We start from the raw sequence: 12,800 nt of genomic DNA, 5'->3' as shown, positions 1-12,800 counted from the left end.
AATTCACACTTCGCACTTCCCAATTCACACTTCGCACTTAAGCTTCGTAGCCCTCCTCGCTCTCCAGCCACGCCTGCTCCTCCGGGCTGCTCTCCCGGCCGAGGATGGCGTTGCGGTGGGGGAAGCGGCCGAAGCGGGCGACGATGTCCCGGTGATGGGTGGCCCACTTGAGGTTGTATTCCAGGCCCGGCTGGGAGAACAGGGTCACGGAGCGGTCCTGGTCGTCCAGGTCCTCGCTGTGCATGAAGGGCAGGTAGAGGAAGGCGCGCTGCTCCGGGGGCAACTGCTGGTCCAGGCCCCGGGCGATGGCGGCATCGGCCACGCGGCGTGCGGCGGCCTCGGTGGAGAAGGCATCGGGGTGACCCCTGAACATGTTCAGCGGCAGCTGGTCCAGCAGGATCGCCAGGGCCAGGGCGCCTTCTGCGGTCTCGCCCCAGTGGTCCAGCGCTCCCGCGCGGCCCCGCTGCCAGAGGGCCTCGAAGCGCTCGCGGATCTCAGTATCCAGTTCCGGGGTGGACCGGAACCAGCGGGGCTTGACCCGGCTTGAGAACCAGAATTCGAGGATCGCCGCCGCATCCGGCGGCAGGGCTGCCTCAGGCCCTAGCATCCGCCGGTTCCCAGCCGGGGCAGGGGATGCCGGTGCCGCCCAGGCCGCAGTAGCCGCCCGGGTTCTTGGCCAGGTACTGCTGGTGGTAGTCCTCGGCGTAGTAGAAGGGCGGCGCGTCCAGGATCTCGGTAGTGATGGGCCTGAACCCGCGCGCGGCGAGCGCCGCGCCGTAGGCGGCCCTGGAGGCCTCGGCCTCGGCCCGTTGGGCGGGATCTGAAAGGTAGATGCCGGAGCGGTACTGGGTGCCCACGTCATTGCCCTGGCGCATGCCCTGGGTGGGGTCGTGGGATTCCCAGAACACCTTCAAGAGCTCGGCGAAGCGGATCTTCGCCGGATCGTAGACCACCCGCACCACCTCGTTGTGGCCGGTGCGCCCGGTGCACACCTCCCGGTAAGTGGGATTCGGGGTGTAGCCGGCGGCATAGCCCACCGCCGTGGTGTAGACGCCGGGCAGCTTCCAGAAGGTCTTTTCCGCGCCCCAGAAACAGCCTAGGCCGAACACGGCCTCGGCCATGCCCTCGGGCCAGGGGGGTGTCAGCGGCGTGCCCAGCACGGCATGGCGCTCCGGCACCGGCATCGCCTCGGCACGACCCGGCAGGGCCTCCTCCGGGCTGGGCATTTCAACGGATTTGAGGAATCCGAACATGGTGTTGGTCCTCGTTTGGGCTCAAGGGCATGACAAGCTGCCGCAGAGACGCGGAGACGCTAAGAACGGATTCAAGGAACGACAGGATTCACAGGATTTTGAAGGATGTACAGGATGAAAGCTTGAGATCGAAAACGCAGCTTTACTCGGTTTTAATCAATCCTGAAAAATCCTGTTCATCCTGTCCATTGCCTTTGCCCTGCGGCTCCGCACCTCTGCGGCGATTCCTGATCTTACTCTGCTGGTTCCACCCGCAGCAGCCGGCCGTTGGTGTGGTCGGTGAGCAGGTACAGGTAGCCGTCCGGGCCCTGGCGCACGTCGCGGATGCGCTGGCCCATCTCCCGGAACATGGGTTCCTCTTCCACCACCCGGTCGCCGTCCATGACCAGACGCGTCACGTGGGTGTGGGCCAGGGCGCCGACGAAGACGTTGCCGCGCCAGTTGGGAAACACGTCGCCGGTGTAGAAGGCCATGCCGGACGGGGCGATGGACGGGGTCCAGTGGTGCACCGGCTGTTCCATGCCCTCCTTCTCGGTGATGCCTTCACCGATGGTGGCGCCGGAGTATTCCACGCCGTGGGTGATCACCGGCCAGCCGTAGTTCACGCCAGAGCGGATCAGGTTGAGCTCGTCGCCGCCCCGGGGGCCGTGCTCGTGCTGCCACACGGCACCGGTCTCGGGATGCAGGGCCATGCCCTGGGCGTTGCGGTTGCCGTAGGTGTAGATCTCCGGGCGGGCGTCACTTCGGCCCACGAAGGGGTTGTCCTCGGGGATGCGGCCGTCGTCGTGCAGACGGATGGTGCTACCGGCGTGGTCGTTCAGATCCTGGGCACGGGGCATGTCGCCCCGGTCGCCCACGGTGATGTACAGGTAACCGGCCCGGTCGAACAGCAGCCGGGAACCGAAGTGGCGGCCGTTATCGGAGGCGGGCTCGGCGGTGAACAGCACCTCCACGTCGTGCAGGGCGTCGTTCTCGAAGCGGCCCCGGGCGACCCGGGTGGTGATGCCGCCCTGGTGGTTAGCGGCGTAGGAGAGATACAGCAGGCGGTTGTTCTCGAAGTCCGGGTGCAGGGCGATGTCCAGCAGACCGCCCTGGCCAAAGGCGCGGATCTCGGGCAGGCCGGACACGGGTTCGGGGAGCAGCTGGCCGTCGCGGAAGATGCGCAGGCGCCCGGGGCGCTCGGTGATGAGCATATCGCCGTTGGGCAGGAAGGCCAGGGACCAGGGGTGTTCCAGGCCGTCGGTCAGGGGCACCACCTTGACCACGTGTTCCCGGGTGTCCAGGTTGGGGTTTGCGCAGGCGCCCATGGGCAGGATGAGCAGCAGGGCCAGCAGGCTGCGCCAGGTGATGAATCGGGTCATGACGAATCCTCTCATTACCTTGAATGGTAGGGCCTTTGTTTGCCGGGGCGCCCTCAAGTTCCCCGCGCCGGCCGGGCGCCTGGGTAGTCAGCGCCCGGTCGGGTCCTCGTCCAGACGCGCGCCGGGTTCGGCCAGGCTCAGTTCGGAGAGATCCACCCGCAGCGGGGGGACTTCCCGGGGATCGCCGATGGTCGCGCCGGGCTCGGCCAGGGTGATGCCGGAGAGATCCACCTGCAGCGGCGGAACTTCCCGGGGGTCGGCCAGCAGCGAGCCGGGCGGCGCGATGCTGGCCTCCAGGGGCGCGGGGCCGGCGGCACGGGAGGGTTCCGGGGCCGGCGGCGCGGCGGGTGGGGTGTCGGTGCTCTCCGCCGCCTCCCAGAGGCGCACCTCGGAGAGCCAGCCGGCCTTGTGCAGGGCCGCCTGGTATTTACGGGCGGTGGCCTCGTCGAGCCCCTTCTTGATCACCACCGGTGCCTCTTTGACCAAGGCCTCGGCCCGATCCAACGGCAGCTTGAACAGCTGCGCCAGGTTGGCCTCGGCCTGGGCGGGGTCGGCGCCGCTGGCCAGGGTGCCGGTGAGGATGACGCGATACTGGGCTTGGGACATGCGGGTCTCTTTATCGGGCAGCGCAACAGGCAAGATCGCCTGCACTAACCATAAACCATCCCGGCCGGGATGTGGGGCACCGCGCGTCCCCTGGATGGTGGCCCCTGTCCCCGTATCGGGAACAAAGCCCGCCGTGCCATGATCGGAGCTGTATGGCCCGATCCCGCCCCAATCCCTGGTTTACCGGCCTGCTGGCCCTGCTGGTGGCGGCCGTGATGGCCATCAGCCTGTACCCCGCCTTGACCACCGAGGGCCCCTCGGGCCTGCGTTTCGTGGGCGAGTCCGCCGGACGCAAGGCGGACCGGCATCTCTATTTCTACGGCGGCTACGAGACCGTGCCTGCCTGGGAACGGGCCTACCACCGCCTGCTGTTCGGCGAACGCAGCGCGGTGGAGCAGAAGTCCATCGACATCTATGCCGAGACCCTGGAGTGGTTCGAGCGCAACCCGCACCGGGTCAAGCCCTGGAACGAGCAGAACACCCGCGCCCGCTGGCTCATCGCCCTGGCCGAGACGGGTCAGCGGGAGGCCTTCATCGAAGGGCTGCAGAGCCTGGGCAGCGGCCCCGAGGAGGATGTGCTCATCGCCACCCTGGCCCATGCCTATGGGGTGGAGGGGGAGTACCTGACCCCTTCGGAGCTGCGCTACGGGGCGCGCATGGTGCCGGGCGGTTGGGGCAGGGATCACCTGCGCATGCGCCTGGCCGAGCAGGCTGGTGACCTGGAGACGGCCGAGGCCTTCCGTCTTGCCCTGAACCAGCGCGGCGCCGAGATGCGCGAGCGGCTGCGCTGGCTGGGTATCACGGTGACGGTGACCCTGGCGCTCGGCCTGATCCTGCTGGCCCGGGCGCGGGTCTTCACCCACCCTCCGGCCTGGCGCGCGGCGGTGCTGGACGATCCCTGGCCCGCCGCCCAGGGCTTCGCCGTGATGGTGCGCGCCGCCCTGTACGCCATCCTGGTGGTGGGCATCGGGCTGTTCCAGCAGCACTACTTCCGCCCCGGCATCCTGTCCCTGTGGATCACCCTGGTGGCGGGTCTGCCCATGCTCTGGCTCATGCGCCGGCACCTGCTCAAGCCCCGGGGCATGGGCTTCGTGCAGGGCTTCGGTCTCAGCCTGCGGGGCGTGGGTCTGAAGGCCTTCGCGGCGGTGACCGTGATGCTGCTGGCGGTGCACTGGGCCGGCAACATGCTCATCTCGGCGCTGGGCTGGGGTCTGGGGCTGGAGAGCCACTGGTCACAGGGCATCCACGAACTGGCCATGTTCGGCTCCTGGCGCAACACCCTGCTGGCCGCCACCAACGCCATCCTGTGGGCGGCGATCATCGAGGAGATCGCCTTCCGGGGCCTGGTCTACGTGACCCTGCGCAGTGTCATGCGCCCCTGGGTGGCGATCCTGCTCTCCGCCGCCCTGTTCAGCCTGCTGCACCTCTACAGCTTCACGGCCATGCTGGCGGTGTTCTGGAGCGGCGTGCTGCTGGCCTGGAGCTTCGAGCGCTTCCGCAGCCTGCTGCCGGCCATGGTGGTGCATGGCCTCGGCAATGCCGTGGCGGTGTCCACGCTGGTGTTGTTTTACCGCTGAGCCAGGCGCGCTGCACGGTGGCAAGAAAGGGCGGCATGAATCCCAGTCTGATTGTAAAGTAATCCCGGATGCTCATTTCCGGAGACCCCATGCGGTTCGTCGCTTCAGCGGGATGGCTAAGGATCGGCCTGATGTGGCTGGGCCTGGTGGTTGCGTCGTCCGCGGCTGATGCCCGGGAGGTGCGGGTGGGCGTCTATGACAACGCGCCCAAGCTGATGCTGGAGGCCGACGGCACGATCACCGGCATCCTGGGGGATCTGCTCCGGGAGATGGCGCAGGAGGAAGACTGGCGGCTGGTCCCGGTGTCCTGCGAGTGGTCCCGGTGCCTGGAACTGCTCAGCCGGGGCGAGCTCGACCTGCTGCCCGACGTGGCCTACAGCGAGGAGCGGGCCGCGCGCATGGATTTTCACCGGGTGCCCGCCCTGTACAGCTGGTCCCAGGTCTACCAGGGGCCGGGTGCGCGCATCGATTCCATGCTGGACCTGGAGGGGCGTTCCCTGGCGGTACTGGAAGGTTCCATCCAGCAGGGCTTTCTCATGGACCTGCTGGACAACTTCGGCGTGCGCGTCTCCTGGCTGCCGGTGCAGACCCTGCAGGAGGGATTCGACCGGGTAATTGCCGGAGAGGCCGACGCGGTGGTGGCCAACCATCGCTTCGGCGACCAGCGGGCCCTGGAGATGGGCCTGCGGGTCACGCCCATCATGTTCCAGCCCGTGCAGCTGTTCTATGCAGCCCCCAGGGGACGCAACGCCGACCTGCTGGCACGCATCGACGCCCACCTGACCCGCTGGAAGGACACCCCGGGTTCGGTGTACTTCGACATCCTGCGCAGCTGGGGCTTCGAGCACACCGAGACACGCATCCCGGAGCATCTGTGGTGGGGGCTGGCGGGCCTGCTGGCGGCCCTGGGGCTGGCCTTGCTGTTCAGTCTGTTCCTGCGCCTGCAGGTCAATGAGCGCACCCGCCAGTTGCGCGCCAGCGAGGAGCGCCTGTCCACCATCCTCAACAGCGTCGAGGCGTGCATCTACATCAAGGACACGGAGCTGCGTTACCAGTACGCCAACCGCAAGCTCTGCGAGCTGTTCAGTGCCTCGCCGGAACGCATCATCGGCCGCCGGGACGCGGATTTCTTCGATGCCGAAACGGCCGCCAGACTTGAGCAGAATGATCGCCTGGTGCTGGAGCGCGGCGAGCGCTTCGCCGAGGAAGAGCACAATCGCACCCGCGACGGCCGGCACGTGAACACCTTCCTGACGGTCAAGCTCCCCCTGCGTCATGCCGACGGCAGCATCCACGCCCTGTGCGGCATCTCCACCGACATCAGTGAACAGAAGAAGATCCTGGAGGAGGTGCACCAGCTGGCCTTCTTCGATCCGCTCACCGGTCTGCCCAACCGCCGCCTGCTCATCGATCAGTTGCGCCACGCCCTGGCCAATTGCGACCGCACCGGTCACGAGGGCGCGTTGCTGTTCATCGACCTGGACAACTTCAAGAATCTCAACGACACCCTGGGTCACGACATGGGCGACCTGCTGCTGCAGCAGATCGCCGAGCGGCTGCGCGAGCATGTGCGGGAGAACGATTCCCTGGCGCGCCTGGGTGGCGACGAATTCGTGGTGATGCTTGAAGGGCTGCAGCCCGAGGGCGGCGAGGCGGTGCACCAGGTGCGCCACGTGGGCGAGAAATTGCTGGGGGTGCTGAGCGAACCCTTCAGCCTGGACCGGGTGGTCTACCGCATCACCGCCAGCATCGGCGTCGCCATGTTCAGCGACAGCGATGACACGGTGGAAGAACTGCTCAAGCGCGCGGATCTGGCCATGTACGAGGCCAAGTCCGCCGGGCGCAACGGCCTGCGGTTCTTCAATCCCTCCATGCAGGCGGCGGTCAGCGCCCGGGCGGCGCTGGAGGCGGATCTGCGCGAGGCCCTGCAGACGGAGCAGTTCTTCCTCGATCTGCAGCCCCAGGTGGATGCGGCCGGGACGGTGGTGGGCGCCGAGGCCCTGCTGCGCTGGCGGCATCCCGAGCGGGGTCTGGTTTCGCCGGGCGAGTTCATTCCAGTGGCCGAGGCCACCGGAATGATCCTGCCCCTGGGCGACTGGGTGCTGCGGCAGGCCTGTGACCGACTGGCGGCCTGGTCCCGCGATCCCGAGATGGCCGGGCTGGTGTTGGCCATCAATGTCAGCGTGCGTCAGTTCCGGCACCCGGATTTCGTCTCCCGGGTGCAGGACGTGCTGGAAGACAGTGGCGCGGATCCGCGCCGGCTGGAGATGGAGCTCACCGAGAGTCAGCTGGTGGACAACGTCGAGGACATGATCGGCATCATGATGCGCTTGCGAGCCCGGGGCGTGCGTTTCTCCCTGGACGACTTCGGCACCGGCTACTCATCCCTGTCCTATCTCAAGCGCCTGCCCCTGGATCAGCTCAAGATCGACCAGTCCTTCGTGCGTGACCTGCTGGTGGACAGCAACGACGAGGCTATCGTGCGCACCGTCGTGGCCCTGGGCGAGAGCCTGGACCTGAGGGTCATCGCCGAGGGCGTGGAGCGCGAGGCCCAGCGGGACAAGCTGCTGGCCCTGGGCTGCCGCTATTTCCAGGGCTACCTCTATGGTCGCCCGGGGCCGGCGGGCGCGTTGTCCCGATGCGTCGCCCGGGAGGCCTGATCCTGGGAAGTTTCAGCGGTCGTTGAGCCAGCCCGCCCACTGACTGTGGGTGGAGACGTCCACCCCGTCCTGACTGGCACGCTCCTGCAGGAAACGCTGCAGGTCCTCCAGCAGCAGGCTGTCCATGAGTTCCGGTTCGTTGGGCAGGCTGGCGTGCAGGGTCTGGTAGATGAGCTTGAGCTCGTTGACCGGATATTCCTTGAGGCTGCGCATGGGGCTGGCTCCTGAAGCATGGGGTGCCTGCCATTATGGACCCGGGGACATCGCCCCACAAAATGCCCAATCAACTTTAGGAGTTTCTGTTAACTTGCTGTAAATGAAAGGTCTTGTGTTATGCTCGGACCATGCGTCCCAGCCCCGAGGTGAAACCCATGTCCGAACTGCACCTGCTGATCCCCAAGCTGAACCGCCCCGTCTGGCCCGCCGGCATGGAGAATTTCGAGGCGGCGCCGGTCGATACCTGCGAGATCCCCCTGCTCGGCTGGGTGGCCGCCGGCCTGCCCGTTGACCTGTGCAGCGACGACGAGCGGGTCTCGGTGCCCGCCCATATGGTCCGGCGCAACACCTATGCCCTGCGGGTGCGCGGCCACTCCATGATCGACGACAACATCCAGGACGGCGACATCATCGTGGTGGAGCGCCGCCAGAGCGCCGAGAACGGCCAGACCGTGGTGGCCATGATCAACGGCGAGCAGGTGACCCTGAAGAAGTTCTACGTGGAGCGCGACGGCATCCGCCTGCAGCCTGCCAACCCGGACATGGATCCCATCATCCTCAGGAACGAGGAGATCGAGATCCTGGGCATCGTCACGGGTGTGATCAGGGACATGCGCTAGAGACACGTTGCCAGAGGCAAGAGGCAAGAAAAGGGCCAATGTTCAAGCGGGCGGCGCGTGTGCTGTTCATCGGGGGTTCCGGGGATTGGCGCACGGACCTTGCGGTCCGGCTGATGGGTGAGATCGGCGCCGGGTGGATGGAAGGGCGCGGCGTGGATCTGGACCGGCTCGACGCCGAACAGCTTGCCTGGGCCGACCTGGTGATTCCCCTCGACGTGGACACCCGGCAGCGCTGTCCGGCGCTGCCACCCACGGCACGGCTCAAGGTCTGGGACCTGCCCGAACTTCCCCCCGAGGAGACCGAAGCGGAGATCCGCCGACGCCTGACCAGCATGCTAGGCGGGTTGCGCATGCTGTCCAGGGTGGATGGGAAATAAGGATCTGACAGGATTTACATGATGAACATGATTTCAAAAAGAAAGCGGCCTCCTGGCCGCTTTCTTGGTTTCCAATCCCGTTAATCATGTGAATCCTGTCCGAGATTCCCTGGTCTACAGCTCCTTGGCGCGGTTCTTCAGTTGTAGCAGCGCGCCGTCCATGCCCAGGCGCAGCTGGCGGTTGGCGTGGACCAGCAGGGGGAACATGCGCCGCAGCAGGGGGCCCAGCTGCTCGTTGACCTTTGCGGTGTCGCCGGTGCGCAGCAGGATCAGGGCCTCTTCCACGGACAGTGCCACGCGGCGCCCCTCGGGGGCGGCGCGGCTCTCCGCCGGCGGGCCTTCCTCGAACACCACCGTGTTGCCGCCGGAGGCCATGGCCTTGGCCACCCGTGCCTCGGCCAGCTTGATCACCTCGTCGAACTGCAGGTTCTCGTACAGGGCCGGCGTCACCAGGCCCGCACTCACGGTCATGGCGAAGCGGGTGTTGCCCAGGCGGTAGCCGGCCTTCTGGTTGAGATCGTGGATCTTGCTGGCGACCTCGCGAGCCACCTGTTCATTGGCGCCGGGCATGAGCACGGCGAACTTGGACAGGCCCACCCGGGCGACCGTGTCCTCCCGGCGCACGCTGCCGGTGATGATCTTGGAGATATTCACCAGCACCTTGTCCGCCACCTGGCGGCCGCGCTTGCGGAACAGCTCGTCGTACTGGTCCACGTCGATGCGCAGCACCGACAGCTCATTGCCGTGGCGGATGGCAAAGGACAGCAGCACCGGGCCGTGTTCGCGGAAGTAGTTGGCATTGGCCAGGCCGGTCAGCGGGTCGATGGTGCTGCGCTGCTCCAGGGCCTGGGTGGCCTGCTGCAGGCGGCGCTGGGTGTGCTCGAACTTGGCGTGGGCCTTGGCGCGTGCGCGCAGCTGCAGGGAGTCGAAGGGCTTGGTGATGAAGTCCGTGGCGCCCAGGGCCATGGCCTGGCGGCGCATCTTCTCGTCGTCCTCGTGCCCGGTGATGATAATCACCGGCAGCTCGCTGATGCGGCTGTGGATGGACTCGCGGATCTGGCGCAGCAGCATGAAGCCGTTCATGCGCGGCATCATCAGGTCGGAGAACACCACCTGGATGCTGGGATCGTCGCGCACCAGCTCCCAGCCGGTGTCGCCGTCGTCGGCCTCCACCACCTCGAAGTCGTTGCTGAGCAGCCGGCGGATCGCCTTGCGCATGGTGGTGGAGTCCTCGACCACCAGGATGCGGGGCTTGGCGATGGTGTAGCTGTCGGCGCTTTCCGCGCTCTCCGTGCTGTCTGCGATGGTCGCGTGCATGGCTCCTCCCGATGTTTTTCAGGAGGTTAGCACCCAATTCGCAAGAAGTAATGAGGTCTGGGACACAAACGGTGCCCCCGCCGGGATGAATGGCGGATTTGTCTGTAGGAGGGTAGGGCGGAATCGCCCGAGGCCCCGGTGTAGACGTAGGAGGCCCGACCCCGGGCCGAATACCCATGCTTGGGTAGTTCGGCCCGCGCGGGTCGGGGCAAGGCGCAGCCTCAGCTCGCCGCGCGCGACGCCCGCTTGCGCTCGTGCTCCAGCAGCATCTTCTTGCGCACCCGGATGGACTTGGGCGTGACTTCCACCAGCTCGTCGTCCTCGATGAACTCCAGGGCCTGCTCCAGGGTCATGCGGATGGGCGGTGTGAGGATGATGTTCTCGTCGGAGCCGGCGGCGCGGATGTTGGTCAGCTGCTTGGCCTTGAGCGGGTTCACCACCAGGTCGTTGTCGCGGCTGTGCAGGCCGATCACCATGCCCTCGTAGACCTCGTCGCCGTGGCCGATGAACAGGCGGCCGCGTTCCTGGAGATTGAACAGGGCATAGCCCAGGGCCTTGCCGGCGCCGTTGGCGATCAGCACGCCGTTGTTGCGCGCGCCTACGGAGCCCGGACGGTAGGGGCCGTAGCTGTCGAACACGTGGTGCAGGATGCCGGTGCCGGAGGTGGCGGTGAGGAACTCGGTCTGGAAGCCGATCAGGCCGCGGGACGGCACCTTGTAGTCCAGGCGCACCCGGCCCTTGCCGTCGGGGATCATGTCCAGCAGCTCGCCGCGGCGTCCGCCCAGCTTCTCCATGATGGCGCCCTGGTGCTGCTCCTCCACGTCCACGGTCACCATCTCATAGGGCTCTTCCCGGACCCCGTCACGCTCGCGCACGATCACCTCGGGGCGGGACACGCCCAGCTCGAAGCCCTCGCGGCGCATGTTCTCGATCAGGATGGACAGGTGCAGCTCGCCACGGCCGGAGACGCGGAACTTGTCCGGGTCGTCGGTCTCCTCCACGCGCAGGGCCACGTTGTGCTTGAGCTCCTCGAACAGCCGGTCGCGGATGTTGCGGGAGGTGACGTACTTGCCCTCCTTGCCGGCGAACGGGGAGGTGTTCACCTGGAAGGTCATGCTCACGGTGGGCTCGTCCACGGTGAGCGCCTTGAGCGCCTCCACGGCGGCTGGATCGCACAGGGTGTCGGAGATGTAGAGCTCGTCCATGCCGGTGAAGGCGATGATGTCGCCGGCCCGGGCCTCGGGCACCTCGACGCGCTCCAGACCCTTGAAGCCCAGGATCTGCAGGATGCGCCCGGAACGCACGTTGCCTTCCCGGTCGATGGCCTTCACGGCGGTGTTGGTCTTGACCTTGCCGCGGGTGATGCGGCCGATGCCGATCAGGCCCTGGAAGCTGTTGTAATCGAGCGAGGAGACCTGCATCTGGAACGGGCCCTCGGCATCCACGGCCGGCGGGCTCACCTTGTCGATGATGGTCTGGAACAGGGGCGTCATGTCTCCCTCGGTCACGTCCTTGCTCAGCCCGGCAAAGCCCTTCAGTGCCGAGCAGTACACCACGGGGAAATCCAGCTGCTCCTCGGTGGCGCCCAGACGGTCGAACAGATCGAAGATCTGGTCCACCACCCAGTCGGGTCGGGCGCCGGGGCGGTCGATCTTGTTCACCACCACGATGGGCTTGAAGCCCATGGCGAAGGCCTTGGAGGTCACGAAGCGGGTCTGGGGCATGGGCCCGTCCACCGCATCCACCAGCAGCAGCACCGAATCCACCATGGACAGCACACGCTCCACCTCGCCGCCGAAGTCGGCGTGTCCGGGGGTGTCCACGATGTTGATGCGGTAGCCGTTCCAGGTCAGGGCCGTATTCTTCGCCAGGATCGTGATGCCACGTTCCTGCTCCAGGGCGTTGGAGTCCATCATGCGTTCGGTGATGTGGGCCCGCTCACCGAAGGTGCCGGACTGCTGAAGCAGCTTATCCACCAGCGTGGTCTTGCCGTGGTCAACGTGGGCGATGATGGCGATATTGCGAAGCTTGTCGGTCATACTGGGAAGGCCCTGCCTGGGCGGGTAACGAGAAAAAGGTGCAAAATTATATCCGAACGCCAGGAGAAGCGTCGGATTTCTTTTATGCTGGCGCGCCTTTGGGGCCGGAAACCGGCCAAAAACCAACCCGGGGTCCGCAAATAAACGCGAATGGACGCAAATTGTGGCGATTGAGTGTTTAATTTCTGTGAATTCCGCGTTTTTCGCAGATAACGGATCAGCTTTCAACATCGAGTTTTGAATGTCCTCTGTCAATCCCGAATCCCCCTACACTCGCATGGGCGGCGAACCCGCCGTCCGCGCCCTGGTAGACCGTTTTTACGAGCTCATGGACACCCTCCTCGAGGCCTGGGAGATCCGCAAGCTCCACCCGGAAGACCTCGCCGGCTCCCGGGAAAAATTGTTCAAGTTCCTCTCCGGCTGGCTGGGCGGCCCGCCGCTCTACATCCAGGAATACGGCCACCCCATGCTGCGCCGCCGCCACCTGCCGTTTCCGATCGACGAACAGGCCCGGGACCAGTGGATGCTGTGCATGAACCAGGCCCTGGATGAGCTGGTGGAGGAAGAGGCGCTGCGCGAGGGGGTGCGCCATGCCTTCTGGCAGCTGGCGGATCACATGCGGAATCGGTGAGGGGGGCTTGAAAGGATTGCCGCGGAGGCGCGGAGGCGCGGAGTCGGCAAAGTCGTGTGATAAAGGGGCGGAGGGATGAAAGCTTCATCAGGAGCAGATGCACTATGCGAGGCACAGACAGATGATGAGACATTCAACGTCGG

At 66.3% G+C, this 12,800-nt stretch carries 12 protein-coding genes; 5 read left to right on the top strand and 7 right to left on the bottom strand.

Annotated features, from left to right (window positions below; translation table 11 throughout):
* Window positions 1-37 precede the first annotated feature (37 nt).
* From D580_RS0108385 to D580_RS0108370, 4 genes are all read right to left on the bottom strand, one after another.
* Window positions 38-607 (bottom strand): DUF924 family protein, encoded by a 570-nt coding sequence (locus tag D580_RS0108385; protein WP_018953961.1) that lies wholly within the window; start codon window positions 605-607, stop codon window positions 38-40.
* Window positions 594-1,253, bottom strand: a complete 660-nt coding sequence (gene msrA, locus D580_RS0108380) for a peptide-methionine (S)-S-oxide reductase MsrA (protein WP_026289829.1) — start codon at window positions 1,251-1,253, stop codon at window positions 594-596. The genes D580_RS0108385 and msrA overlap by 14 nt, the downstream gene beginning before the upstream one ends.
* A 233-nt stretch (window positions 1,254-1,486) precedes the next feature.
* Window positions 1,487-2,614: a PQQ-dependent sugar dehydrogenase gene (locus D580_RS0108375; RefSeq protein WP_018953959.1), complete on the bottom strand. Its 1,128-nt coding sequence runs from the start codon at window positions 2,612-2,614 to the stop codon at window positions 1,487-1,489.
* An 87-nt stretch (window positions 2,615-2,701) separates the two neighbouring features.
* A complete protein-coding gene (locus tag D580_RS0108370) occupies window positions 2,702-3,220 on the bottom strand; it encodes a hypothetical protein (protein WP_018953958.1) in 519 nt (172 codons plus the stop codon).
* Between the two features lie 152 nt (window positions 3,221-3,372).
* Here D580_RS0108370 and D580_RS0108365 point away from each other — a divergent pair, with 152 nt between their 5' ends.
* Together D580_RS0108365 and D580_RS0108360 are read left to right on the top strand one after the other, a co-directional pair.
* Complete coding sequence (locus D580_RS0108365) at window positions 3,373-4,797, top strand: CPBP family intramembrane glutamic endopeptidase (protein WP_018953957.1); 1,425 nt, start codon at window positions 3,373-3,375, stop codon at window positions 4,795-4,797.
* Between the two features lie 89 nt (window positions 4,798-4,886).
* Complete coding sequence (locus D580_RS0108360; protein ID WP_231363523.1) at window positions 4,887-7,457, top strand: EAL domain-containing protein; 2,571 nt, start codon at window positions 4,887-4,889, stop codon at window positions 7,455-7,457.
* Window positions 7,458-7,469: 12 nt separating this feature from the next.
* Here D580_RS0108360 and D580_RS0108355 read toward each other — a convergent pair whose 3' ends face one another.
* Window positions 7,470-7,670 (bottom strand): hypothetical protein, encoded by a 201-nt coding sequence (locus D580_RS0108355; RefSeq protein ID WP_018953955.1) that lies wholly within the window; start codon window positions 7,668-7,670, stop codon window positions 7,470-7,472.
* A gap of 158 nt (window positions 7,671-7,828) precedes the next feature.
* On the opposite strand from D580_RS0108355, the gene lexA reads away from it, so the two are divergent.
* Together lexA and D580_RS0108345 are read left to right on the top strand one after the other, a co-directional pair.
* Complete coding sequence (gene lexA, locus D580_RS0108350) at window positions 7,829-8,293, top strand: transcriptional repressor LexA (protein WP_026289827.1); 465 nt, start codon at window positions 7,829-7,831, stop codon at window positions 8,291-8,293.
* A gap of 38 nt (window positions 8,294-8,331) precedes the next feature.
* Window positions 8,332-8,670: a hypothetical protein gene (locus tag D580_RS0108345; RefSeq protein ID WP_018953953.1), complete on the top strand. Its 339-nt coding sequence runs from the start codon at window positions 8,332-8,334 to the stop codon at window positions 8,668-8,670.
* A gap of 114 nt (window positions 8,671-8,784) precedes the next feature.
* Here the strand turns inward: D580_RS0108345 and D580_RS0108340 are convergent, their stop codons facing one another.
* Both D580_RS0108340 and typA read right to left on the bottom strand, forming a co-directional pair.
* Window positions 8,785-9,987, bottom strand: a complete 1,203-nt coding sequence (locus tag D580_RS0108340) for a response regulator (RefSeq protein ID WP_018953952.1) — start codon at window positions 9,985-9,987, stop codon at window positions 8,785-8,787.
* A 221-nt stretch (window positions 9,988-10,208) separates the two neighbouring features.
* Window positions 10,209-12,026 (bottom strand): translational GTPase TypA, encoded by a 1,818-nt coding sequence (gene typA / locus D580_RS0108335; protein ID WP_018953951.1) that lies wholly within the window; start codon window positions 12,024-12,026, stop codon window positions 10,209-10,211.
* A 241-nt stretch (window positions 12,027-12,267) separates the two neighbouring features.
* On the opposite strand from typA, the gene D580_RS0108330 reads away from it, so the two are divergent.
* Window positions 12,268-12,657, top strand: coding sequence for a group II truncated hemoglobin (locus tag D580_RS0108330; RefSeq protein ID WP_026289826.1), 390 nt, complete (start codon window positions 12,268-12,270; stop codon window positions 12,655-12,657).
* Window positions 12,658-12,800 lie beyond the last annotated feature (143 nt).

Source organism: Thioalkalivibrio sulfidiphilus, assembly GCF_000377945.1.
In the GTDB taxonomy this organism is placed as follows: Bacteria; Pseudomonadota; Gammaproteobacteria; order Ectothiorhodospirales; family Ectothiorhodospiraceae; genus Thioalkalivibrio_A; species Thioalkalivibrio_A sulfidiphilus_A.
The sequence above is the reverse complement of the archived record's forward strand: the minus strand, read 5'-3'. Positions and strand labels throughout refer to the sequence as shown.

Coding starts and splice junctions, on each gene's coding strand:
- D580_RS0108365 (WP_018953957.1), top strand. CDS start 3,373: ATGGCCCGATCCCGCCCCAATCCCTGGTTTACCGGCCTGCTGGCCCTG.
- D580_RS0108345 (WP_018953953.1), top strand. CDS start 8,332: ATGTTCAAGCGGGCGGCGCGTGTGCTGTTCATCGGGGGTTCCGGGGAT.
- typA (WP_018953951.1), bottom strand. CDS start 12,026: ATGACCGACAAGCTTCGCAATATCGCCATCATCGCCCACGTTGACCAC.
- D580_RS0108330 (WP_026289826.1), top strand. CDS start 12,268: ATGTCCTCTGTCAATCCCGAATCCCCCTACACTCGCATGGGCGGCGAA.
- lexA (WP_026289827.1), top strand. CDS start 7,829: ATGTCCGAACTGCACCTGCTGATCCCCAAGCTGAACCGCCCCGTCTGG.
- D580_RS0108385 (WP_018953961.1), bottom strand. CDS start 607: ATGCTAGGGCCTGAGGCAGCCCTGCCGCCGGATGCGGCGGCGATCCTC.
- D580_RS0108375 (WP_018953959.1), bottom strand. CDS start 2,614: ATGACCCGATTCATCACCTGGCGCAGCCTGCTGGCCCTGCTGCTCATC.
- D580_RS0108360 (WP_231363523.1), top strand. CDS start 4,887: ATGCGGTTCGTCGCTTCAGCGGGATGGCTAAGGATCGGCCTGATGTGG.
- D580_RS0108340 (WP_018953952.1), bottom strand. CDS start 9,987: ATGCACGCGACCATCGCAGACAGCACGGAGAGCGCGGAAAGCGCCGAC.
- msrA (WP_026289829.1), bottom strand. CDS start 1,253: ATGTTCGGATTCCTCAAATCCGTTGAAATGCCCAGCCCGGAGGAGGCC.
- D580_RS0108370 (WP_018953958.1), bottom strand. CDS start 3,220: ATGTCCCAAGCCCAGTATCGCGTCATCCTCACCGGCACCCTGGCCAGC.
- D580_RS0108355 (WP_018953955.1), bottom strand. CDS start 7,670: ATGCGCAGCCTCAAGGAATATCCGGTCAACGAGCTCAAGCTCATCTAC.